The following is a 21,020-nucleotide window of genomic DNA, read 5'->3' on the forward strand; positions in this document are numbered from 1 at the left end:
CACACGATCATGAGCGAACACGACAGTCCGCATCGCTACGCTGGCGCCGAGCGCGAGGCCATTTACAAGGTCATCGCCGAGCGCCGTGACATGCGCCACTTCCGGCCGGATCCGGTCGACGAGGCGACCCTGTCGCGGGTGCTTGAGACTGCCTACCAGGCGCCCAGCGTCGGCCTGATGCAGCCGTGGCGCCTGATCCGGATCACGACCGTGGCATTGCGCGATGCCATTCATGCCATGGTCGACCGCGAACGCCGCAAGACGGCCATGGCACTGGACGAGCGCCAGGAGGAATTCATGCGCCTGAAGGTCGAGGGCATCAGACAGTGCGGCGAGTTGTGGGTGATGGCGCTGGCCGACGGCCGCGAGGAACACGTGTTCGGCCGCCGCACTATGCCGGAGATGGATCTTGCCTCGACCGCCTGTGCCATCCAGAACCTGTGGCTGGCGGCACGCGCCGAGGGTCTGGGGCTGGGCTGGGTGTCGCTGTTCGAGCCGCTGGAACTGGCGAAATTGTTGAAAATGCCGGCCGACGCACGGCCGGTAGCCGTTCTTTGCATCGGCCATGTCGACGCGTTCTACCCGGTGCCGATGCTGGTGCAGGAGCGCTGGACCGAGCCGCGGCCGCTGGCCGAGATGGTGTTCAGTGACTACTGGGGCGAGGGCGCCGCGGCCGTGACCGGAGCACTCAGCGAATGACCGACGAGCGTCGCGGGCCACAGCGCATTGTCTGCCTGACCGAGGAAACCACCGAGACGATTTATCGGCTCGGCGAACAGCATCGTATCGTCGGTATATCCGGTTTTACCCAGCGGCCGAAAGAGGCGCGCAAGGAAAAGCCGAAGATATCAACCTTTCGCAATGCCAAGGTCGACTCGATCCTTGAGCTCAAGCCCGACATGGTGCTGGGTTTTTCCCACATCCAGGCCGACATCGCCGCGGAACTGGTGCGTGCCGGTCTCGACGTGCATATCTTCAATTATCGTTCGGTCGCCGGCATCTTCGAGATGATCCGGTTCCTCGGCGCATTGCTGGATTGCGCCGACAAGGCCGACATTCTGGAAAGGGAACTGCATCAGGGACTGGATGCCATCCGTGCGGCCGCCGAAAAACTGCCGCGGCGGCCGCGGGTGTATTTCGAGGAATGGAACGACCCGCTGATCTCCTGTGTCGGCTGGGTGTCGGAATTGATCGAGCTGGCCGGCGGCGATCATTGCTTCCGCGAACTGGCATCCGGCCGCAACGCGAAACAGCGGCGTATCGAGGATCCGGCAATGGTCATCGAGCGGGCCCCTGAACTGATTCTCGCTTCCTGGTGCGGCAAGCGTTTCAAGCCGGAGGATCTGTATTCACGACCGGGCTGGAAGGCGATTCCCGCGGTGGCCAACGGCCAGGTCTATGAGATCAATTCCAGCGACATCCTGCAGCCGGGACCGGCGGCACTGACCGATGGTGTGGCCCGGATCCATGACCTGATCCGGCGCTGCGTTTAAAACCATGCTGATAACGCTGGCGCTGCTTGTTGCCGTATTGCTGGATCGCTGGCTGGGCGAACCGCGGCGCTGGCATCCGCTGAACGGTTTCGCCGCCGTGGCGCGCTGGCTGGAGGGGCGTCTCTACGGTGGCCGGCTGCGCGGTGGGCTCGCAGTTGTATTATTGATTGTGCCGCCGGCCGTGCTGTTCGCCTGGCTGGGGGCGCAGGGCATGGCCGGCTGGTTGATCGGTATCACGGTGCTGTATATCGCGATCGGCTGGCGCAGCCTGATCGATCATGCCGTCGCGGTGCGGCGGGCACTGGATGCCGCCGATCCCGAAACGGCGCGCCGCTGCACCGGCTATCTGGTCGGTCGCGACACCGGCGCCATGGACGAGACGCAAATGGCCGGCGCGACGCTGGAGTCGGTACTCGAAAACGGCAACGACGCGCTGTTTGCGGCGATCTTCTGGTTCGTCGTCGCCGGTCCCGGCGGCGTCGTGGCCTACCGGCTGGCCAACACCCTGGACGCGCTCTGGGGTTACCGCAACGATCGCTATCGCGACTTCGGCTGGGCGGCGGCACGGCTGGACGATGTGCTGAATTTCATCCCGGCGCGGCTGACCGCGCTCGGCTACATGCTCTGCGGTCGCGCCCTGCACCATTTCTACCGTATTGCGCAGCAGGCGCAGGCCTGGCCGAGCAGCAACGCCGGCTGGGTGATGGCCGCCGGCGGCTGTGCGCTGCAAAGGCAACTGGGTGGCAGCGTCAGCTACCAGGGTGTGGCGCACGAGCGGCCGCCGCTGGGCACGGGCGCCAGGCCGGAAGCTGCGGATATCGGTCGCGGTCTGCGGCTGGTCCGCAACACGCTGATCCTGTGGCTGGCGGTCATTGGCGCCGGCGCCTGGGTGCTGACCCATGCTTGAGCACGGCGGCCAGTTGCAAAGCGCCACGACGCGCTTCGGCATCGCCGCCGGGGACTGGCTGGATCTGTCGACCGGCATCAACCCGCAGGGCTGGCCGGTGCCGGCAATCGACCCGCAGCACTGGCAGCGCCTGCCGGAAGCGGAGGATGGCCTGGAAGCTGCCGCGCGCGCGTATTATCAATGTCCGCAGATACTGCCGACCGCCGGCAGCCAGGCCGCCATCCAGGCGCTGCCGCGCTTGCGCGGCCACAGCCGGGTCGGTGTGCTGGACCCGGACTACAGCGAGCACGCCCACGCCTGGCGCCGCGCCGGTCACACGGTTGTCGGCCTGCAGGCCGCCGATATCGGCCGGCCGCAGGCGGACCTGGACGTACTGGTGCTCAGCAACCCGAACAACCCGACCGGCGGCGAGCTGGATCCGGCACTGTTGCGCGCGCGGCGGGCGGAACTCGCCGGGCGCGGCGGCTGGCTGGTGGTCGACGAGGCGTTTCGCGATGCCAGCCCGGCGGCGAGCTTGATCAGCGAAACCGATCAAGCGGGCCTGATCGTGCTGCGTTCGCTGGGCAAGTTCTTCGGCCTCGCCGGCGCCCGGGTCGGCTTCGCCGCTGCCACACCGGATCGGCTCGACGCACTGCGCGAGTGGCTGGGTCCGTGGCCATTGAGCGGGCCGGCGCGGGTCGTGGCACAACAAGCACTGCGGGATACCGAGTGGCAGCAATGCACGCGTGAATATCTGGCGCGGGAGAGCGAGCACTTGAATGATTTGTTAAGCCAGGCAGGGTTGGTGCCCAGCGGTGGCTGTCCACTGTTTCAGTGGCTGGCGTATAACGACGCCGCGAACATTCACGAACAACTGGCCCGCCAGGGCGTGCTGGTACGGCTGTTCACGCGGCCGCCGGGCCTGCGTTTCGGCCTGCCGGGCGACGCGGCAGGCTGGCGGCGCCTCGAAGCGGCGCTGGCGCAGCTGGAGGTGAACGCATGAACCGGACGCTGATGGTGCAGGGCACGACCTCGGATGCCGGCAAGAGCGCGCTGGTCACCGGTCTCGGCCGCTGGCTGTGGCGCCAGGGCATTAGCGTGGCGCCGTTCAAGCCGCAGAACATGGCGCTGAACAGCGCCGTCACCGCCGACGGCGGCGAGATCGGCCGCGCCCAGGCGCTGCAGGCCGCCGCCTGCGGTATCGAGCCGCACACCGATCACAACCCGGTGCTGCTGAAACCGAACAGCGATCGCGGTGCGCAGGTGATCATCCAGGGCCACGCCGTCGGCAACATGGAAGCGCTGGCATACAGCGACTACAAGCAGACCGCCCAGGTGGCGGTGCTGGATTCCTACCGGCGGCTGGCGCGTGAGTACGATGTCGTCTTGGTGGAAGGCGCCGGCAGTCCGGCCGAGATCAACCTGCGCACCAACGACATCGCCAACATGGGTTTCGCCGAGGCGGTCGAATGCCCGGTATTGCTGATCGCCGACATTGATCGCGGCGGCGTATTCGCACACCTGGTCGGCACGCTGGCGTTACTCAGCGACAGTGAACGCCAGCGGGTGCGCGGTTTCGTCATCAACCGTTTCCGCGGCGACCCGGCGCTGCTGCAATCCGGGCTCGACTGGCTGGAAAACGAGACCGGCACGCCGGTCGTCGGCGTGCTGCCGTACCTGCAGGGCCTGCACCTGGACGCCGAGGATGCGCTCAACCGTCACGATGGCCGCAGCGACGACGCGGCCCTGCGGGTGGTGGTGCCGGCGCTGCCGCGCATCAGCAACCACACCGATTTCGACCCGCTGCGCCTGCACCCGCAGGTCGACCTGTACTACGTCGGCCCGGGCGAGACGCCGCCGCCGGCCGATGTCGTCATCCTGCCGGGGTCGAAGTCGGTGCGCGCCGACCGCGACTGGCTCGCGGCGCAGGGCTGGGACGTGTATCTGCGGCGGCATCTGCGTTACGGCGGCAAACTGATCGGCATCTGCGGCGGCTTCCAGATGCTCGGCCGGCAGCTGCACGATCCCGATGGCGTCGAGGGTGCGGCCGGCAGCAGCGCCGGGCTGGCGTTGCTGGATATTGAGACCGTGCTGGCGCCGGACAAGCAGCTGCGCAATGTCCGCGGCCGGCTCGCCATGGCGGCGACGCCTCTGCAGGGCTACGAGATCCACGCCGGCGTAACCACCGGCCCGGCGCTCGAGTCACCGGCGGTCTTGCTGGACGACGGTCGCAGCGACGGTGCTGTCAGCGATGACGGCCAGGTGTTCGGCACCTACCTGCACGGCCTGTTCGACGCCGCGGAAACCTGCCGTGCGCTGCTGGTCTGGGCCGGACTGGAAGGCGCTGAGGGTGACGACCATGCCGGCCGCCGCGAGGCCGGTATCGACGCCATGGCCGACGCGGTCGCGGCGCATCTCGACCCGGCCTGGCTGCACAAACACCTGCTCGATAGCCGCGCGGAGACCGTATCATGAGAGAACTCATCCTCGGCGGCGTGAAATCCGGCAAGAGCCGCTACGCCGAACAGCAGGCCGCCGCCAGCGGCCTGGCAGTGTGCTACGTCGCCACCGCCGAGATCCGCGACGCCGGCATGCAGGCGCGGATTGCCGAGCACCGGGCGCGGCGGCCGGCCGATTGGCAGCTGGTCGAGGCGCCGTACGAACTGGCCGCTGCTATCGACGCCCACGCCGGTGCCGATCGCTGTCTGCTGGTCGACTGCCTGACCCTGTGGCTGACCCAGCTGCTGTGCCGCGATGACGAGGCGACATTCCAGCAGCAGCGAGATCTGCTGCTGGCGAGCCTGACGCGCAGCGCCGGTCGCGTGCTGCTGGTCAGCAACGAGGTCGGCGGCGGGGTGATGCCGGACAACGCCCTGGCGCGGCGCTTCGCCGACGAGGCCGGCAGCCTGCACCAGGCACTGGCCGAGCGCTGCGAGCGGGTCACCATGGTGACGGCAGGATTGCCTTATTATTTGAAGAATAATCAATAATTTAAAATATATTATGAATGTAGAACATGAATTCTGGCGCACGCCCGCCGCGGCCCCGGACGCGGCCTGGCGCGAACGCGCCCGGGCGCGCCAGGACGAGCTGACCAAGCCGGCCGGTTCGCTCGGCCGGCTGGAGGAGCTGGCGATCTTCATGGCCGCCGCGCAGGGATGCGATCGCCCCGCGGTCGAGCGGGTGAACATTGCCGTGTTCGTCGCCGACCACGGCATCGCCGCCGCGGGTGTGTCGGCGTTTCCGCAGGCGGTGACGGTGCAGATGATCAGCAACCTGGCACATGGCGGCGCGGCGATCAGCGTGCTGGCGAAGCAGCTCGCCGCGGACATGGAGATCATCAACCTGGGCACGGCTGTTGCGGCGCCGGCGCTGGTCAACGTGCGCGATGCGGTGATTGCCGCGGGCACGGCCAGTTTCCTGCACGGACCGGCGATGACCGCGGCGCAGTACCGGCAGGCGCTGGCCGCCGGTCGCGACGCGGCGGCGCGCGCGCAGGCGGCCGGCTGTCAGCTGTTCATCGGCGGCGAGGTCGGTATCGCCAATACCACCGCGGCGGCGGCCGTTGCCTGCGCGCTACTGGATGAGGCGCCGGTGCGCCTGGCCGGTCCCGGTACGGGCCTCGACCGCGACGGTCTGCAGCACAAGGTTGATGTGCTGGAGCAGGCATTGGCCCAGCACCGCGATGCGCTGGTCGATGCTGATGCGATCCTGCAGTATCTGGGCGGCTTTGAGATCGTCGCCCTGACCGGCGCCTACGTTCACTGCGCGCAGCAGGGCCTGCCGGTGCTGATCGACGGTTACATCAGCAGCATTGCGGCGCTGGCCGCCGCCCGGCTGTGCGCCGGTGCCGATCACTGGTTCCTATATGGCCACAATTCCGCCGAGCCGGGCCATGCGCGCGTGTTGGCGACGCTGGCCGGCCGGCCGCTGCTGGACCTGGACATGCGGCTGGGCGAGGGCAGTGGGGCGGCGACGGCCGTGCCGCTGTTGCGGCTCGCCTGCGCGCTGCATAACGACATGGCGACATTCGCCGAGGCGGAAATCGCCGGGCGTTGCGATTGATGGCGATAGCATCGGCTATTCAGTTACTGCGCCACGGCGAGACCGCGGCCGGCCAGGCGTTCATCGGCAGTAGCGACGTCGCGCTGACGGCACGCGGCTGGCAGCAGATGCATTCTGCTGTTAGCGATGTCACCTGTGATCGCATCATCAGTTCGCCGCTGCAGCGCTGCGCCGCCTTCGCCGAAACGCTGGCGGCGGCGCGCGGCGTGCCGGTGCTGTATGAACCGCGCTGGTGCGAGCTCGACTTCGGTGCCTGGGAAGGGCGCACAGCGGCCGAGTTGATGCAGACCGAGGCCGCCGCCCTGCAGGAGTTGTGGGCGCGGCCGGAGGCATTCGTCGCGCCGGCGGGCGAGGCGGTGGCCGCGTTTCGCCGCCGCGTGCTGGCGGCCTGGGCCGAGCATGGCCGGGCCGACGCCGGCCGCACGCTGGTGGTTACCCATGGCGGCGTCATTCGCGTGTTGCTGGCGGCGCTGTACCCGGATCACTACGCCTCGATCATGCACATCGACGTACCGCACGGCTCGGTACATGCGCTGGCCGGGGCGGCGCCGGCGGTGGAGCGCCCGGCATGAGGCGGGTGATCGTTTATCTGCAGCCGTTGCTCGTGGCCCTGCAGTTTCTGACCATCCTGCCCGTGCGCGTCAACAACGCCGACTATTCGCGGGCGCTGCGGCAGTCGCTGCTGTATTACCCGCTGGTGGGCGTGCTGCTCGGCGCGCTGCTGGCGGCGGTCGCCTGGCTGGGCAGCGGCGTCGCGGCCAATCTGCTGGCAGCCATGGTTCTGACCGTGTGGGTGCTGCTGACCGGTGCCCTGCACCTGGACGGTCTGGCCGATACGGCCGACGCCTGGGTGGGCGGTCACGGCGATCGCGAACGCACGCTGGCGATCATGAAGGACGCCGCCAGCGGCCCGGTCGCGGTCAGCGCGGTGGTGCTCTGCCTGCTGTGGAAATACGCCGGTCTCGGCGTCCTGCTGGCCGGCTCAGAATGGCTGCTGATCGTCATGCTGCCGGTGTTCGCGCGGCTGGCGGTGATGGCGGCGATCGTCAGCGCGCCCTATGTGCGCGCCACCGGACTCGGCAGCGTGCTGGCCAGTGCGACGCCGGTCTGGCAGGTGTGGCTGACGCTGGCGGCAAGCCTGCTGGTTCTGCTCGCCCTGGCGCCGTTGCCGGTGCTGGCCGCTTCGCTGGTCACGGCCGCACTGACACTGCTATTCATCGTACTCGCCAAACGCCGACTCGGCGGCATGACCGGCGACGTGTATGGTGCCCTCATCGAGATCGTCGAAGCGGCCGTAATACTGGCCTTCGTCTTATTCATTTAAATACCGGATCACTGAAACCATGGCCAAACGACTGACCAAGATATTCACCCGCACCGGCGACGGCGGCGAAACCGGCCTGGCCGATGGGACGCGCCTGCCCAAGGACAGCGATCGCATCGAGGCGATGGGCACGGTCGACGAACTCAATTCGCATGTCGGCGTGTTGCGCAGTTGCGCATTGCCGGAAGCACTCGACGCGGAATTGACGGACGTGCAGCAGCGGCTTTTCGACATTGGCGGTGAAATGGCATTGCCGGATCAGGCGATGATCCAGGCCGAGCATGTCGAACAACTGGAGACACTGCTGGAGAAGTACAATGCCAGCCTGCCGCCACTGAAGGAGTTCATTCTGCCCGGCGGCGGGGTTGCCGCGGCCCAGTGTCACCTGGTGCGTGCCGTCTGCCGGCGTGCGGAACGCGATCTCTGGCGGCTGTCGCGGCAGGCGACGGTTAACCCGTTGACGCTGGGCTGGCTGAACCGCTTATCCGATCTGTTTTTCGTCTATGCGCGCATGCTGGCACGGCTGGATAACGCCGAGGAAGTGCAGTGGCGGCATGAGGCACCGGACAGCGATCAATGACACCCTCTCAGGGTGGCGCCTGCAGTTCCAGCACCTTGCCGTCGCGTTGCAGGTTGATGCGATCGAGAAAACTGTTGCCCAGCAGCACGTAGGCAGGAAAGTCACCCTCGTGCACGGCGGCCCTGACGTTTTCGAGCTCGATGCGGCCGACGCGCACGCTCTCCAGTTCGATGATGTAGATCGTGTTCGTGCCGGAAGCCGTCTGTGACAGGCCCTTTTCGCCTTCGAGGCGATAGTTGATGCCGAGCCGTTTCGCCTGGTTGCTGTTCATTGACACCAGGGTTGCGCCGGTGTCGATGACGAACTCCATGGCAAAGCCGTTGATGTGACCGTCGGCGATGTACAGGCCGCTGGCCGCATTCGGCCAGACGCGCATGACCGGGCCCGAGGCGGGCTTCGCAAACTGGCTGCTGATATGCGCACCGAGCGGGTAACGTCGCCTTTCGCCGTCTATTTCCAGTTCGGCCGCTTCACTGTCTGCCGCGATCAGCGTGACGCCTTCCGGGCTGGTCTTGCCGACGCGCAACAGCCGTTGCTGGCCATCGATACGCACCACGGCGGTGTCCTTGAACAGGCCGACGACGACGATCTTGTCGATGGCCAGCGCGTGCGGCGCCGACAGCATCGCAATGATTAGGCCGATGAATAGGGCAATGAACCGTGTGGATCGCGGCACGCTGGGCATCCGCTGATAGGGCGAACAATCATTCTCCGGCATGCGTCTGGCGTCTACAAGCCGGTTAACGGCAGCGTTGCGGGTTATAGGCGGGGATGCGTGCGGGTTGCCAGTGTTCGACGGCCCAGTCGAGGACCGTCGTGGTAGCAGCCTGTTCCAGCTGCGCGGGCGGTTGCTGGCCGAGAAACGCCAGTGCCGCTACCAGCACCTGTGCGGCCGGTTGATCGGCAATCGGCCGGGCGTGGTTCTGCTTGCTGATCTTGCGCCCCTGCTGATCTTGGGCCACCGGTAGATGCAGATAGGCCGGTGTTGGCAGTTCGAGCAGTTCCTGCAGCAGGATTTGCGGTGCCGTGGCGGCCAGCAGATCGGCACCGCGCACGACCTCGCTGATATCCGCCGCCGCGTCATCGACGACAGTCGCCAGATGATAGGCGATGACACCGTCGGCGCGATGCACGACGAAATCACCGACCTGTGTCGTCAGGTCTATATCCTGTACGCCCTGTAGCGCGTCGCGAAAGTGAATGCGGCGCGCGGGCACGCGCAACCGGAGCGAACGTGCCTTGCGTCCCGGTGGCAGGCCGTTGCGACAGGTGCCGGGATAGATGCCGACCGCTTCACGCCGTGTACAGCCACAGGCAAAAATGTAGCCGGCAGTCTGCAGCCGGGCCAATGCCGCCTGGTAGTCAGCGAGGCGTTCGCTTTGATAAACGATCGCCTGATCCGGCTGCAATCCGAGGTGTTCGAGATCGCGGCGTATGACATCCGCCGCGCCGGCCGCCTCGCGGCGCTTATCAAGGTCATCGATGCGCACGCTCCAGAGACCATTGCTGGCGCGTGCCTGCAGGTAACTGCCGAGCGCGGCTATCACCGAACCGAAGTGCAGGGCGCCACTGGGTGTGGGCGCGAAGCGACCATGATAGGGGGAAGCGGGTTTCACCGCCGGCCAGGGAATGTGCAGGAGCGATATCCCGACCGCGAACAAGGTTTCACTTTACACCTGTTTTCGGTCCGGGCTTCCTGCCGTTTCGACTAGCCGTACTGGCGCTCCTTGATCTCGTCGAGCGTCTTGCAGTCGATGCACAGGGTGGCCGTGGGCCGGGCTTCCAGTCGGCGAATGCCGATCTCGACGCCGCAGACTTCGCAGAACCCGTAATCACCGGAATCAATGTCCGTCAGCGATTCGTTGATCTTCTTGATCAGCTTGCGCTCGCGGTCCCGGGTACGCAGTTCCAGCGCGAATTCTTCCTCCACGGTGGCGCGGTCATTGGGATCTGGGTAGTTCGCGACCTCGTCCTGCATGTGGTGGACGGTGCGATCGACTTCTTCCATCAGTTCCTGCTTCCAGTCGAGCAACAGATTGCGAAAGTGCTCGGCCTGGGCATCGTTCATGTACTCCTCGCCCTTTTTCTCTTTGTAGGGCGTAAAGCCCGGACGGACTTCTTCCGGGGTCCGCGCACGCTTACGACTCGCGGAGGATGTGGCCTTCGCCATGGTTTTCTTACTCACAGGTTTCTTGTCCGCAGCCGGTTTTTTGGTTGCGGTCTTCTTCTTGGTTGGGGGAGCGGCTGCCGCCTTCTTCTTGGCCGGCTTGCCGGATGAGGTCTTCGCCGCGGTCTTTTTCTTCGCCGCGGCCTTTTTCTGGGTCGTCTTTTTACTGGCCGTTTTCTTGGCCGCCGCCTTCTTCGACGCCGTTTTCTTCGTCGTCGTCGCTACTTTCTTTTTGGCGGTTGTTTTTTTCTTGCTCGACCTGGCCGCAGTCGCGCTGTTGGACTGGGCCTTTTTCTTGGTCGCAGTCTTCTTTTTCACCGCAGCTTTTTTCTTCGTCGCGGTTTTCTTGCGGGCACTTTTCTTCTTGGCTGCCATCAAGTTTTCCTGCTGCTAGGGTCGAGAAAGCGTGCATCTATACCAGAAAGCATTCGCTCAGGCAATAAAGCTAACCAGCTGCAATTATACTACGACGATATCGCCATCGAGTCGGCCTGTAAATGCGAAACCCACAGTCGTGTTGCGCCGGCCACGGCAACGGGCATGACGATGAAGTTGACGACCGGGATCATGCTGACGAGCAGTGTCGCCATGCCGAAGCCGAAACCGGCCCGTTTATGCCCCGCCAGACGCCGGCGAATGTTCGGAAACGTGTGACCGTGGTTGCCCATGGGAAAATCCAGGTATTCCAGCGCCAGCATCCAGCTGCCGAACAGGAACCAGATCAGGGGCGCGCTGATATTGATCACGGGGATCAGGAACAGCAGCAGCAGCGGCAGCGCGCGGATGGCAAAGTAACCCAGCTTGCGGGCCTCGCCGCCGATGGCGCGGACGATTTCCCGGGGCAGCTGTTTCAGGCTGCCGCCGTCATCCGGCGCCTGACCGGTCAGGTGTCTTTCCACCGCCGCCGCGAGGAAGCCGTTAAATGGTGCCGCGATCAGGTTGGCGAGGATCGAGAAGGTAAAGAACACCAGCAACAGGCTGAAGGCGATGAACAGCGGCCACAGCAGCCACAGTATCCAGTCCAGCCACTGCCACCAGCCGGTGGTGATTTCCGTCTGCAGCCAGGTCATGAAGCCGCTGAGCTGGCTGGCGCCATAGGCAATCACGGCGGCAAACAGCAGCATGTTGATCAGCAGCGGGATGATCACGAACAGGCGTATGCCGGGCTGCCGGAGCAGGCCGAAACCGGCGCTGAAGGCGCGCACGCCGTCGCTGAAACCGGGCTGGCGCATATCAGGCCCCGGCACTGGCGGTGGTTTCGTCGCCGCCTGGCGGCAGCTCGATGCGCGCGGCCGGCTGCCAGCCCGGTTTCTGGTGCTCGGCCACCACACTGGTAAAGATGCCGCCACGGACATTGAAGTCGGCGGTCAGGCGCATGAAGCGTGGCGCCGTCAGCGCGACCAGATCGTCGAGGATCCGGTTGGTGACCGCCTCGTGAAAGGCGCCCTGGTCACGATAGCTCCAGACATAGAGTTTCAGTGATTTCAGTTCCACGCACAGCTGGTCCGGCACGTACTCCAGCCGCAGTACCGCGAAATCCGGCTGCCCGGTTTTCGGGCACAGGCAGGTGAATTCGGGAATGCGCATGCGGATGGTAAAATCGCGCTGCGGTTGCGGATTGGGAAAGGTTTCGAGCACGCCGGTGGCGGCCTGACTGGACGGGTTACTCATGATCGAATCAATCCTGACTGACGGTCTGCTGAAAAGGCCTGTTGCCTGTTGGGGTAACGCATGATATTAGCAGTTAATTGAATGGCTTAAGGTGTTTTTTTCATGGTTGGCAGCAACCGCGGTCACTGCTTGTGTCAATGACATTTACCCGGTATCTTAACGCGCCATGCGCCTACGCAAGATCAAGCTCTCCGGTTTCAAATCCTTCGTCGATCCTACCACGCTGACCATCCCCGGAGACCGCGTTGGCATCGTCGGTCCGAACGGTTGTGGCAAGTCCAATATCATCGACGCGATGATGTGGGTCATGGGCGAAAGCTCGGCCAAGCATCTGCGTGGTGATGCATTGACCGACGTCATCTTCAACGGTTCCAACGCCCGCAAGCCGGTCGGTCAGGCCATGGTCGAGCTGGTGTTCGACAACAGCGACGGCCGCGTGACCGGCCAGTACGCCAGCTACAACGAGATATCGATCAAGCGCCAGATCGATCGCGAGGGCCAGTCGCAGTATTTCCTCAACGGCGGCCGCTGCCGGCGGCGCGACATCACCGCCATTTTCCTCGGCACCGGGCTCGGCCCGCGCAGCTACTCGATCATCGAGCAGGGCATGATCTCGCGCTTCATCGAGGCCAAGCCGGATGAACTGCGCCTGTATATCGAGGAGGCGGCCGGTATTTCGAAGTATCGCGAACGCCGTCGCGAAACCGAAAACCGTATTAGTCATACAAAAGAAAATATCAGTCGTCTCAATGATATAAGAGATGAACTTGAGAAACAGCTTGAAAAACTGCAGCGCCAGGCCAAGGCCGCCGAGCGCTACCAGGAACTGAAAAAGGAAGAACGCAAGCTGTCCGGTGAATTGCTGGCGCTCGACTGGCGCCAGTTGAAGACCCGTGCCGACGAGCATGTTGGCAAGCAGGGCGAGGCCGAGAATGCGGTTGAGGCGGCACGCGCCCGGCTGCGCCAGGTCGAGGCGGCGATGGAGCAGCAGCGCAGCGACGTTGCCGAGGCTACCGAGGATTTCAATACCGCCCAGTCCGAGTTTTACCAGGTCGGCGCCGACATCGCCCAGCTGGAACAGAAGCTTGAACACACCCGCGAGCGCGTCGCTACCCTGGAACGCGACGTCGAACAGATCGATACCGATACCGCCTCTGCCCGCAGCCAGCTTGAGCAGGACCAGCAGCGCCTGCAGGAACTGGTGGCCGAACAGGAACGCCTGAACCCGCAACTGGAAGGTTCGCGCAACGACAGCGAGCAGGCCTACGAGTACCTGAACGAGGCCGAGCAGGCCATGCAGGGCTGGCAATCGGAGTGGGACGCCTTCAACGAGCAGGTGGCGCAGACCGCGCGCGCCGAGGAGAACGCCCGAACCCGGCTCGAGCACCTGGAGCTGAGCGTCGAGGAAGCCGAGCATCGGCGTGAGCAGTTGCAGCGCGAGCAGCAATCACTGGAACCCGAGGAAAGCCGTCAGGCGCGTGCCGAGATTGAGCAGGCCCTGAAACAGGCCGAGCAGCAGCAGACCGAACAGGGCGAACAGCTTGAGCAGCATCGCCAGGCCATCAGTGAACTGCGCAGCCACATCGAAACGCAGTCGAAGACGATCGACGAGCAGCGTGCCGCACAGCAGGATCAACGTGGTCGGCTGGCGTCACTGGAAGCGTTGCAGCAGGCGGCGCTGGGTCAGGATCAGCAGGCCCTCAACGACTGGGTCACGACCAACGGCTACGATCAGGCGCCGCGCCTGGCACAGGCGCTGGAAGTCGACGCCGACTGGACGCTGGCACTGGAAACCGTGCTCGGACCGCACCTGCAGGACCTGGTCCTGGACGACATCGACAGCTTTGCACGCGAACTGCAGTCGGCACCGGCCGGTGAGCTGGGCGCCTATGCCAACGCCGCGGCGGCGGCCACGCCGGCCAATCCGCAGATTGCACTGGCGCCTCTGGCCGATAAAGTGCACGCGCCAGGCAGCCTGGCCGGCCTGCTGGCCGGCGTCTATGTTGCCGACGATATGGACGCAGCGCTGGTGGCGCGACCGCAGCTTGCGGCGCACGAATCGATCATCACCCGCACCGGCGTCCAGGTTGGTCCGGACTGGCTACGCAGCAGCCCGGCTGCGGCCGAAGAGGGCGGCACGCTGGATCGCGAGCGCGAACTCAACGAATTGCGCCAGACGCTGGCCGACAGCGAGCAGCACATCGAGTCCTTGCTGGCCGAACGCCAGACCCTGCGCGAACAGCTGGCCGAACGCGAGCAGGCACTGGAAGATGCCCGCGGCGAACAGCAACGGCTGCAGGAAACGGTATCGGCGAAGCGCTCGGAGCTGGCCGCCGCCGAGGCGCGGGCCGAACAGCAGGCGGCGCGCGCCCAGCAGATCGAGGACGAACTGCAGGGTCTGGCCGAACAGATCGAGGCGGACCGCAAGGAACGCGACGAAACACAGACACGCGCCGACAAGCTCAAGCAGGAACACGACGAACTGCTCGGCCAGCGCGAGGAACTGGCGGCCAAGCGCGAGCGCCACCGCGAGGCGCTGGACAAGGCGCGCGAACAGTGGCAGACCACCAACCAGGAAAGTCACGGCATCGCCCTGCGGCTGGAGTCGCTGAGTTCACAGCGGGCGTCGCTGGAGCAGGGGCTGCAACGGGTCGAGCGCCAGCTCGAGCAGCAGCGCGCACGCCGCGAGGAACTGAGCCGTACGCTTGAGGAAACCCGCGGCCCACTACCGGATATGCAGGAGCAGCTGACCGCGCGCCTGGAAGACAAGCAGGCGGCCGAACAGCGCCTGAAGGCGGCGCGCGAAAAGCTCCAGGGCCTGGATGAAACGCTGCGCGGCCTGGAACAGCAGCGCAGCGACAACGAACAGCAGCTCGAGGCCGCGCAGAAGAAGCAGGAAGACGCGCGCATGGCGGCACAGGAAACGCGCGTGCGCCTGGAAACGGTCGAGGAACAGTTGCGCAATGCCGAGCACGATCTCGACACCTTGCTGGCCGAATTGAGCGACGAGGCGAACCAGGACAGCTGGCGCGAACAGCTGGCTGCCATTCAGCGCAAGATCGATCGCCTCGGCCCGATCAACCTGGCCGCGATCGACGAGCACCAGCAGTTGTCGGAACGCAAGGACTATCTCGACAGCCAGTACAACGACCTGGCCGAGGCACTGGAGACGCTGGAAAACGCGATCCGCAAGATCGACAAGGAAACCCGGACCCGTTTCAAGGAAACCTTCGATCAGCTCAACGACAACCTCGCCAGCCTGTTCCCGGAACTCTTTGGCGGCGGTCATGCCTACCTGGAAATGACCGGCGACGATCTGCTGGAAACCGGTGTCGCCATCATGGCGCGGCCGCCGGGCAAACGGAACAGCAACATTCACATGCTGTCCGGTGGCGAGAAGGCATTGACGGCGGTGGCGCTGGTGTTTTCGATCTTCAAGCTCAACCCGGCGCCATTCTGCATCCTCGACGAGGTCGATGCGCCGCTGGACGATACCAACGTCGGCCGCTTCAGTGAGATGGTTCGCAAGATGTCCGAGGAGATCCAGTTTATCGTGATCACGCACAACAAGATCACCATGGAAATCGCCAGTCAGCTGATCGGCGTCACCATGCAGGAGGCCGGTGTCTCGCGCCTGGTGACCGTGGATATGGACGAGGCTGTTGCCATGGCCGCAGCCGGCTAGGGCAGGACCACGCTCATGGATGGTCTGCGCTGGATACTGTTGTTCATTGGCCTGGCCCTGGTCGCCGGCATCTACTTTTTCGATCGCTTCAAACGCCAGCGCCGCAAGTGGTCGGAGCAGTTTGCCGATGATGATGCCGCGGCCGAGTTCAACATGGCACCGCGGCCCGGTGACGACGCCGAGGACTACAGCGACGCCCTGAGCGGTCTCAACAGGGCCAAGCAGGAAAGCCACAGCGACGCTGATCTCGAGGCCACAACCGGCCATGCCAGCTATGCAGACGAGGAGGCGATCGCCGAGGCCGAGATCGGTGTGCGCGAAAATGCCGTCAGCGACGACGAGGCTGCAGACACGGACGGGCAGGCGGTGACCGACGAACGCCTGATCGTGTTCTATCTCAAGGCGCCATCGGGCCAGGCCTTTGCCGGGCCGGGCCTGTTCGAGGCATTGGCCACGGCCGGCATGACGCTGGGCGAGATGGGTATCTACCACGACCGCAACAGTCACGGTGACACGATATTCAGCGTTGCCAACATCTTCGAGCCCGGGACCCTGGACATCGACGACCCGGAACACTTCAGTACCCGCGGTGTGGCCCTGTTCATGCAGCTGCCGCTGGCGGGTAATGCCATGGATGAGATGGATGCCTTCGAGCGCATGCTCGGCAAGGCGGAGATAATGGCCGGCCGTCTCGGCGGTGAACTGCACGACGAGCAGCACCAGCCGCTGGACGATGCCGGTGTCGCCCGTGCCCGGGCAGTCCTGAAACCTGCCTGAGGCCGGCATGGCCGCCCGTTCCGCGTCCACCGGCAGCGATGTCCGCAAGCGTCTCGAGACGCTGCGCGAGGAAATCCGCCGTCATGATTACCTTTACTATGTACTCGACGATCCCGAGATCACCGACGCCGAGTACGACAGCCTGTTTCGCGAACTCGAGCAGCTCGAGCAGGCGCATCCCGATCTGATCAGCAGCGATTCGCCGACCCAGCGGGTCGGTGCGAAGCCATCGAGCGCCTTCGCCGAGGTCCGGCACGAGCAGCCCATGCTGTCGCTGGGCAACGCCTTCAGCGAACAGGAACTGCGCGACTTCGACCGGCGCGTGCACGAGCGGCTCGATGTCGACCAGGTGCATTACAATGCCGAGCCGAAGCTCGACGGCCTGGCATTGAGCCTGCTTTACGTGGACGGTGAACTGGTGCGCGGTGCCACGCGTGGCGACGGTGCCAGCGGCGAGGATGTCACCGCCAACGTGCGTACGGTCGGGCCGATACCGCTGAGACTGCGCGGCCGCGACTGGCCGCGCCGGCTGGAAGTGCGCGGCGAGGCTTACATGACCAAGAAAGCCTTTATCGCGCTGAACGAATACCAGACCCAAAACGGCGGCAAGCAGTTCGCCAATCCGCGCAACGCCGCCGCCGGCAGCCTGCGGCAGCTGGATCCGAAAATAACGGCACGCCGCAAGCTGGCGTTCTTCGCCTACGGCGTCGGCTTGACCGAGGGCGGCGATCTGCCGGTGACGCAGAGTGCCATGCTGGCACGCCTGCGCGACTGGGGGTTTCCGGTGTCGCCGGAGATCGAAGTCGTGAAGGATCTGGATGGCTGCTTTGATTACTACCGTCGCATCGGCGAGCGCCGCACGGCACTGCCGTATGACATCGACGGTATCGTCTTCAAGGTCGATCGCTTCGATTACCAGCAACAGCTCGGGTTCGTCTCGCGTGCGCCGCGCTGGGCCATTGCCTACAAGTACCCGCCCGAGGAGGCAACCACCCGGCTACTCAGCATCGAGGTCCAGGTCGGCCGCACCGGCGCGCTGACGCCGGTGGCGCGGCTCGAACCGGTGCAGGTCGGCGGCGTGACCGTGACCAACGCCACGTTGCACAACCAGGACGAGATCGAGCGCAAGGACGTGCGCAAGGGCGACACGGTGATCGTCCGCCGCGCCGGTGACGTCATTCCGGAAGTCCTGCGTGTCATCCGTGAAAAACGGCCGAAGGGCAGCCGTCGTTTCAAGATGCCGCAGACCTGTCCGGAATGCGGTTCGGAAGTCGTACGACCGGAAGGCGAGGCGGTGGCGCGTTGCTCCGGTGGCCTGGTATGTCCGGCACAGCGCATCCAGGCGCTGATCCACTTCGCCAGCCGCCGTGCTATGGACATCGAGGGCCTCGGTGACGCGCTGATCGAACAACTGGTCAGCGAGGATTTGCTGAAAACGCCGGCGGACATCTACCGGCTGCATGAACATCGCGAACAGTTGGTTGAACGCGATGGCTGGGGCGAAAAGTCCGTCGCCAATCTGCTGTCGGCGATTGAAAAGAGCAAGGCGACGACGCTGCCACGCTTTCTGTTCGCACTCGGCATACCGGAAGTCGGCGAGGTCACGGCCGCGGACCTGGCCAGTCATTTCGGCAGCCTGGAAAAAATTGAGCAGGCAGCGAAGGACTATGCCGGGCAGCTGGCAGAGCTGGCCGGCATGGATCTGAAACAGGCCGAATACCACCGGCGGCTCAAGGCGCTCGAATTACAACAGGTGGCCAACGTCGGCCACGAGATCGCCAGCAAGCTTGCCGGCTTTTTCCATGAATCCCACAACCTCGACGTGATCCGGCAACTCCGCGAGTTCGGCGTGCACTGGGATGACATCGAGGTCGCCGATGCCGGCGACCAGCCGCTGGCCGGGCAGACCTTCGTGCTGACCGGCACGCTGGCATCGATGAGCCGTGACGCGGCGAAGGAAAAGCTCACCGCGCTGGGCGCCAAGGTGACCGGCAGCGTATCGAAGAAGACCGACTACGTCGTCGCTGGCGCCGATCCGGGCAGCAAGCGTGACAAGGCCGAGGCGCTCGGTGTCGCGGTGCTGGACGAGGATGCGTTTCTTGAGCTGGTCACTGGTAAGTCGTGATTAGTGATTGGCACGGTTCGACTCCTATGGGAACGAATTAAAATCCGCGAACCATCAGTGCATGTTTCACCGACTGAAGTCGGTTCCTACAGGTGGGGTGGTTACTAGTGAATAGTGACGGGATTGTTCCTTGACACTGAAACGGTGTCGGTCACGCTATTTTAATCCCCCATCTCCCGTACCACGCGGAAACCGATGTTGTCATAACCCTGGCTGGCGTCGAACTTGTCGCGGCGTGAATGGCGCAGTGAGGTTGGCGGACTGTTGTACGAGCCGCCACGGACACCGCGTAACCGGCAACTGCCGTTGGCCTGGCGCGGCTGATGTGCCGTGCCATTGGCGTTTTCGTAATCCGGGTGCCAGCAGTCGGCAGTCCACTCGGCGACATTGCCGAGCATGTCATGTACGCCGTAGGGATTGGCCGGAAAGTTGCCGATGGCGGTGGGCATGCGCGGCTGCAGTTCCTCGTCGCAACCGAAACAGTAGGCGCGGCCCGGCTCCATGGTCACGCCCCACCAGTAATCCGTCTCCTGGCCACCGGCAGCAGCGTATTCCCATTCCGCCTCAGTGGGCAGGCGATAGTCATGTCCGGTCTGGCGCGACAGCCAGTCGGCGTAACCGGCGGCATCAGCCCAGCTGACGTTGATCACCGGATGATCGCTGCGGCTCTGGCCGAACGACTCCGGCATGGCCTTGCCGGTGGCGCGCGCATAACGTTCGTACTCGGCGATCGTGATCTCGTACTGGCTGATGGCAAAGCGTTGTACCGTGACCGTATGTTCCGGGCGCTCCTCGCGAAAGCGACTGCTGCCCATCTGGAACTGGCCGGCCGGTAGCGGGCGCATCAGCGGCCCCTGTCCGCCGCCGGCCAATGGATCACGGAAGGCCGGTTTCGGCAGGGGGGCGCTGACCGGTTCGGTTTCCGTCGTCGATGCGGTTGCCGGCGCCGTTTCTGCTTCCTCAGCCGGAGCCGATTCGGGCTCACTGGCGGGCCTGTCTTCGGCGGGTGCCGGGGCGGCGTCGCGCGCCGTTTCCGATGCTGTCTGTTCCGCCGTTATACGCGGCTCGCTGCCGGGTTCATCGCCGGGTATACGCGCCAGCCAGTAATAGCCGAACACGGCGATCAGAATCACGCCACCGGCAATCACGGCAATGGCAGCGGCAAAGCGTTTGCGTCCATCGGCGGTCGTTTCATCGACGTTGGCGGACAGGTCGATGTCGGAACCACGCGGTGCGATTTCATCCTCACCGGCTGTTATATCCAGCATCGGCACCGGATCGGCGGCGTCACTGATCGTGCTACCGGCGGCGGCATTGGGGACGGTCTGATCGGTCAGGTCGACCTCACCGGCGTCGTTGATTGCAAGACCGGCCGAGGCAGTGCTGTCTGGGGGAAAGGCAACGTCGGCGTCCAGGGACAGGGCATCGATTACGAGCACGGTGGTATTGTCCTGCCGTGGCATGGCCTCGTCTTCGATCGCCTGCAGCAGGGTCTGCACGCAGGCTTTGGGTTTGTCCGACCACTCGGAGAACTGGATGATCTTGCCGCCGCCCAGCGTGTCGAGACCATCGCTGCTGAGAATGATGCGATCGTCATGCTGCAGCTCCAGCGGCGCTTCCGGGCAATCGATCTCGGTGATCTCTTCACCGGTGACCGCGCTCATGAGCATGTTGCGCGACAGCCCCGGTTCCGGCTCCATGGGCTGGCCGGCGGCTGCCAGCCGATCAAGGAAGCCGCCGTAGCTGTGATCGGCGTTTTTCTTGCTCAGCTGCTTATCGCGCAGCAGGTACAGGTGGCTGTCGCCGACACTGGCCCACCAAAGGTGATTCTGCTCAAGCAGCACGGCGACCATGGTACAGCCCATACCCTGCAGGGCGGGGGTTTCGCGGATGGTTTCGGCGATCGAGCCGTTCGCCTTGAGGATGCCGCCCTGAAGCAGGCCGGTTACATCGTCGCTGGGGTAATTGGCGCTGACGTACTTGTTGAACGCCTGCACGGCCATGTTGCTGGCGACATTGCCGGCGGCGTGACCGCCCATGCCGTCGGCGACAATCGCCAGAACGCTGGGCTGACCTTCGGCATCGGTCAAGTGTGTTACCAGGAAAGCATCTTCCTGATAATCGCGGGCACCGTCTATCTGGTTGCCTGCGATCTCATACTGCAACCCCATTATGGCTTTCCCCTACCGATGTTGGCGCTATCTTGCTGTCTTGCCTGTTATTATTCAGGGCGATTCAATAATGTAT

Annotated in this window: 19 protein-coding genes; 13 read left to right on the forward strand and 6 right to left on the reverse strand. The window is 64.6% G+C overall.

The features are described 5' to 3' along the window. The first annotated feature begins 9 nt into the window (after positions 1-9). Genes bluB through J2T55_RS03465 form a run of 10 tightly spaced genes read left to right on the forward strand, consistent with a single transcriptional unit; the run spans position 10 to position 8,348 of the window. Positions 10-699, forward strand: coding sequence for a 5,6-dimethylbenzimidazole synthase (bluB, locus tag J2T55_RS03420; RefSeq protein ID WP_259054248.1), 690 nt, complete (start codon positions 10-12; stop codon positions 697-699). Then, positions 696-1,493: a cobalamin-binding protein gene (locus J2T55_RS03425; RefSeq protein WP_259054249.1), complete on the forward strand. Its 798-nt coding sequence runs from the start codon at positions 696-698 to the stop codon at positions 1,491-1,493. Before bluB ends, J2T55_RS03425 begins: the two co-directional genes overlap by 4 nt. A gap of 4 nt (positions 1,494-1,497) precedes the next feature. Beyond that, complete coding sequence (gene cbiB / locus J2T55_RS03430) at positions 1,498-2,400, forward strand: adenosylcobinamide-phosphate synthase CbiB (protein WP_259054250.1); 903 nt, start codon at positions 1,498-1,500, stop codon at positions 2,398-2,400. Further along, positions 2,393-3,382, forward strand: a complete 990-nt coding sequence (gene cobD, locus J2T55_RS03435; protein ID WP_259054252.1) for a threonine-phosphate decarboxylase CobD — start codon at positions 2,393-2,395, stop codon at positions 3,380-3,382. The genes cbiB and cobD overlap by 8 nt, the downstream gene beginning before the upstream one ends. After that, entirely contained in the window at positions 3,379-4,854 is a 1,476-nt protein-coding gene (locus tag J2T55_RS03440) for a cobyric acid synthase (RefSeq protein ID WP_259054253.1), read from the forward strand. Before cobD ends, J2T55_RS03440 begins: the two co-directional genes overlap by 4 nt. Then, positions 4,851-5,369: a bifunctional adenosylcobinamide kinase/adenosylcobinamide-phosphate guanylyltransferase gene (cobU, locus tag J2T55_RS03445; RefSeq protein WP_259054255.1), complete on the forward strand. Its 519-nt coding sequence runs from the start codon at positions 4,851-4,853 to the stop codon at positions 5,367-5,369. The genes J2T55_RS03440 and cobU overlap by 4 nt, the downstream gene beginning before the upstream one ends. 13 nt (positions 5,370-5,382) lie before the next feature. Then, positions 5,383-6,444, forward strand: coding sequence for a nicotinate-nucleotide--dimethylbenzimidazole phosphoribosyltransferase (gene cobT / locus J2T55_RS03450; protein ID WP_259054257.1), 1,062 nt, complete (start codon positions 5,383-5,385; stop codon positions 6,442-6,444). Next, positions 6,444-7,016: a histidine phosphatase family protein gene (locus J2T55_RS03455; protein ID WP_310521967.1), complete on the forward strand. Its 573-nt coding sequence runs from the start codon at positions 6,444-6,446 to the stop codon at positions 7,014-7,016. The genes cobT and J2T55_RS03455 overlap by 1 nt, the downstream gene beginning before the upstream one ends. Further along, positions 7,013-7,768 (forward strand): adenosylcobinamide-GDP ribazoletransferase, encoded by a 756-nt coding sequence (locus J2T55_RS03460; RefSeq protein ID WP_259054259.1) that lies wholly within the window; start codon positions 7,013-7,015, stop codon positions 7,766-7,768. The genes J2T55_RS03455 and J2T55_RS03460 overlap by 4 nt, the downstream gene beginning before the upstream one ends. 19 nt (positions 7,769-7,787) lie before the next feature. Then, the gene (locus J2T55_RS03465) at positions 7,788-8,348 is read left to right on the forward strand and encodes a cob(I)yrinic acid a,c-diamide adenosyltransferase (protein WP_259054261.1); all 561 of its coding nucleotides are present in this window, start codon (positions 7,788-7,790) and stop codon (positions 8,346-8,348) included. A gap of 7 nt (positions 8,349-8,355) precedes the next feature. Here the strand turns inward: J2T55_RS03465 and J2T55_RS03470 are convergent, their stop codons facing one another. From J2T55_RS03470 to queF, 5 genes are all read right to left on the reverse strand, one after another. After that, positions 8,356-9,024 carry a retropepsin-like aspartic protease family protein gene (locus tag J2T55_RS03470; protein ID WP_259054263.1) on the reverse strand — a complete coding sequence of 223 codons (669 nt, stop codon included), beginning with the start codon at positions 9,022-9,024 and terminating at the stop codon, positions 8,356-8,358. 64 nt (positions 9,025-9,088) lie between these two features. Continuing rightward, entirely contained in the window at positions 9,089-10,009 is a 921-nt protein-coding gene (gluQRS, locus tag J2T55_RS03475; RefSeq protein ID WP_259054265.1) for a tRNA glutamyl-Q(34) synthetase GluQRS, read from the reverse strand. Positions 10,010-10,056: 47 nt separating this feature from the next. After that, positions 10,057-10,890, reverse strand: a complete 834-nt coding sequence (dksA, locus tag J2T55_RS03480; protein WP_259054266.1) for an RNA polymerase-binding protein DksA — start codon at positions 10,888-10,890, stop codon at positions 10,057-10,059. Positions 10,891-10,979: 89 nt separating this feature from the next. After that, positions 10,980-11,747 carry a sulfate transporter CysZ gene (gene cysZ / locus J2T55_RS03485; RefSeq protein ID WP_259054267.1) on the reverse strand — a complete coding sequence of 256 codons (768 nt, stop codon included), beginning with the start codon at positions 11,745-11,747 and terminating at the stop codon, positions 10,980-10,982. Between the two features lies 1 nt (position 11,748). Then, a complete protein-coding gene (gene queF / locus J2T55_RS03490) occupies positions 11,749-12,186 on the reverse strand; it encodes a preQ(1) synthase (protein ID WP_259054268.1) in 438 nt (145 codons plus the stop codon). A 166-nt stretch (positions 12,187-12,352) separates the two neighbouring features. Between queF and smc the strand changes: the two genes are divergently transcribed. The 3 genes from smc to ligA are packed head-to-tail and all read left to right on the forward strand — an operon-like array spanning position 12,353 to position 18,773. Beyond that, on the forward strand, positions 12,353-15,871 hold the full coding sequence (gene smc / locus J2T55_RS03495; RefSeq protein WP_259054269.1) for a chromosome segregation protein SMC: 3,519 nt from the start codon (positions 12,353-12,355) through the stop codon (positions 15,869-15,871). Positions 15,872-15,886: 15 nt separating this feature from the next. Continuing rightward, positions 15,887-16,648: a cell division protein ZipA gene (locus J2T55_RS03500; RefSeq protein ID WP_259054270.1), complete on the forward strand. Its 762-nt coding sequence runs from the start codon at positions 15,887-15,889 to the stop codon at positions 16,646-16,648. Positions 16,649-16,655: 7 nt separating this feature from the next. Next, entirely contained in the window at positions 16,656-18,773 is a 2,118-nt protein-coding gene (ligA, locus tag J2T55_RS03505; RefSeq protein ID WP_259054271.1) for an NAD-dependent DNA ligase LigA, read from the forward strand. Between the two features lie 161 nt (positions 18,774-18,934). Here ligA and J2T55_RS03510 read toward each other — a convergent pair whose 3' ends face one another. Further along, positions 18,935-20,944 carry an SUMF1/EgtB/PvdO family nonheme iron enzyme gene (locus J2T55_RS03510; RefSeq protein ID WP_259054272.1) on the reverse strand — a complete coding sequence of 670 codons (2,010 nt, stop codon included), beginning with the start codon at positions 20,942-20,944 and terminating at the stop codon, positions 18,935-18,937. Between the last annotated feature and the right edge of the window lie 76 nt (positions 20,945-21,020).

The sequence above is a fragment of the Methylohalomonas lacus genome (genome assembly GCF_024808875.1).
GTDB classification, from domain to species: Bacteria; Pseudomonadota; Gammaproteobacteria; order Methylohalomonadales; family Methylohalomonadaceae; genus Methylohalomonas; species Methylohalomonas lacus.

Coding starts and splice junctions, on each gene's coding strand:
- J2T55_RS03500 (WP_259054270.1), top strand. CDS start 15,887: ATGGATGGTCTGCGCTGGATACTGTTGTTCATTGGCCTGGCCCTGGTC.
- dksA (WP_259054266.1), bottom strand. CDS start 10,890: ATGGCAGCCAAGAAGAAAAGTGCCCGCAAGAAAACCGCGACGAAGAAA.
- cobU (WP_259054255.1), top strand. CDS start 4,851: ATGAGAGAACTCATCCTCGGCGGCGTGAAATCCGGCAAGAGCCGCTAC.
- bluB (WP_259054248.1), top strand. CDS start 10: ATGAGCGAACACGACAGTCCGCATCGCTACGCTGGCGCCGAGCGCGAG.
- ligA (WP_259054271.1), top strand. CDS start 16,656: ATGGCCGCCCGTTCCGCGTCCACCGGCAGCGATGTCCGCAAGCGTCTC.
- J2T55_RS03455 (WP_310521967.1), top strand. CDS start 6,444: ATGGCGATAGCATCGGCTATTCAGTTACTGCGCCACGGCGAGACCGCG.
- J2T55_RS03465 (WP_259054261.1), top strand. CDS start 7,788: ATGGCCAAACGACTGACCAAGATATTCACCCGCACCGGCGACGGCGGC.
- J2T55_RS03510 (WP_259054272.1), bottom strand. CDS start 20,944: ATGGGGTTGCAGTATGAGATCGCAGGCAACCAGATAGACGGTGCCCGC.
- J2T55_RS03440 (WP_259054253.1), top strand. CDS start 3,379: ATGAACCGGACGCTGATGGTGCAGGGCACGACCTCGGATGCCGGCAAG.
- smc (WP_259054269.1), top strand. CDS start 12,353: ATGCGCCTACGCAAGATCAAGCTCTCCGGTTTCAAATCCTTCGTCGAT.
- cobT (WP_259054257.1), top strand. CDS start 5,383: ATGAATGTAGAACATGAATTCTGGCGCACGCCCGCCGCGGCCCCGGAC.
- cbiB (WP_259054250.1), top strand. CDS start 1,498: ATGCTGATAACGCTGGCGCTGCTTGTTGCCGTATTGCTGGATCGCTGG.
- J2T55_RS03425 (WP_259054249.1), top strand. CDS start 696: ATGACCGACGAGCGTCGCGGGCCACAGCGCATTGTCTGCCTGACCGAG.
- J2T55_RS03460 (WP_259054259.1), top strand. CDS start 7,013: ATGAGGCGGGTGATCGTTTATCTGCAGCCGTTGCTCGTGGCCCTGCAG.
- cobD (WP_259054252.1), top strand. CDS start 2,393: ATGCTTGAGCACGGCGGCCAGTTGCAAAGCGCCACGACGCGCTTCGGC.
- queF (WP_259054268.1), bottom strand. CDS start 12,186: ATGAGTAACCCGTCCAGTCAGGCCGCCACCGGCGTGCTCGAAACCTTT.
- cysZ (WP_259054267.1), bottom strand. CDS start 11,747: ATGCGCCAGCCCGGTTTCAGCGACGGCGTGCGCGCCTTCAGCGCCGGT.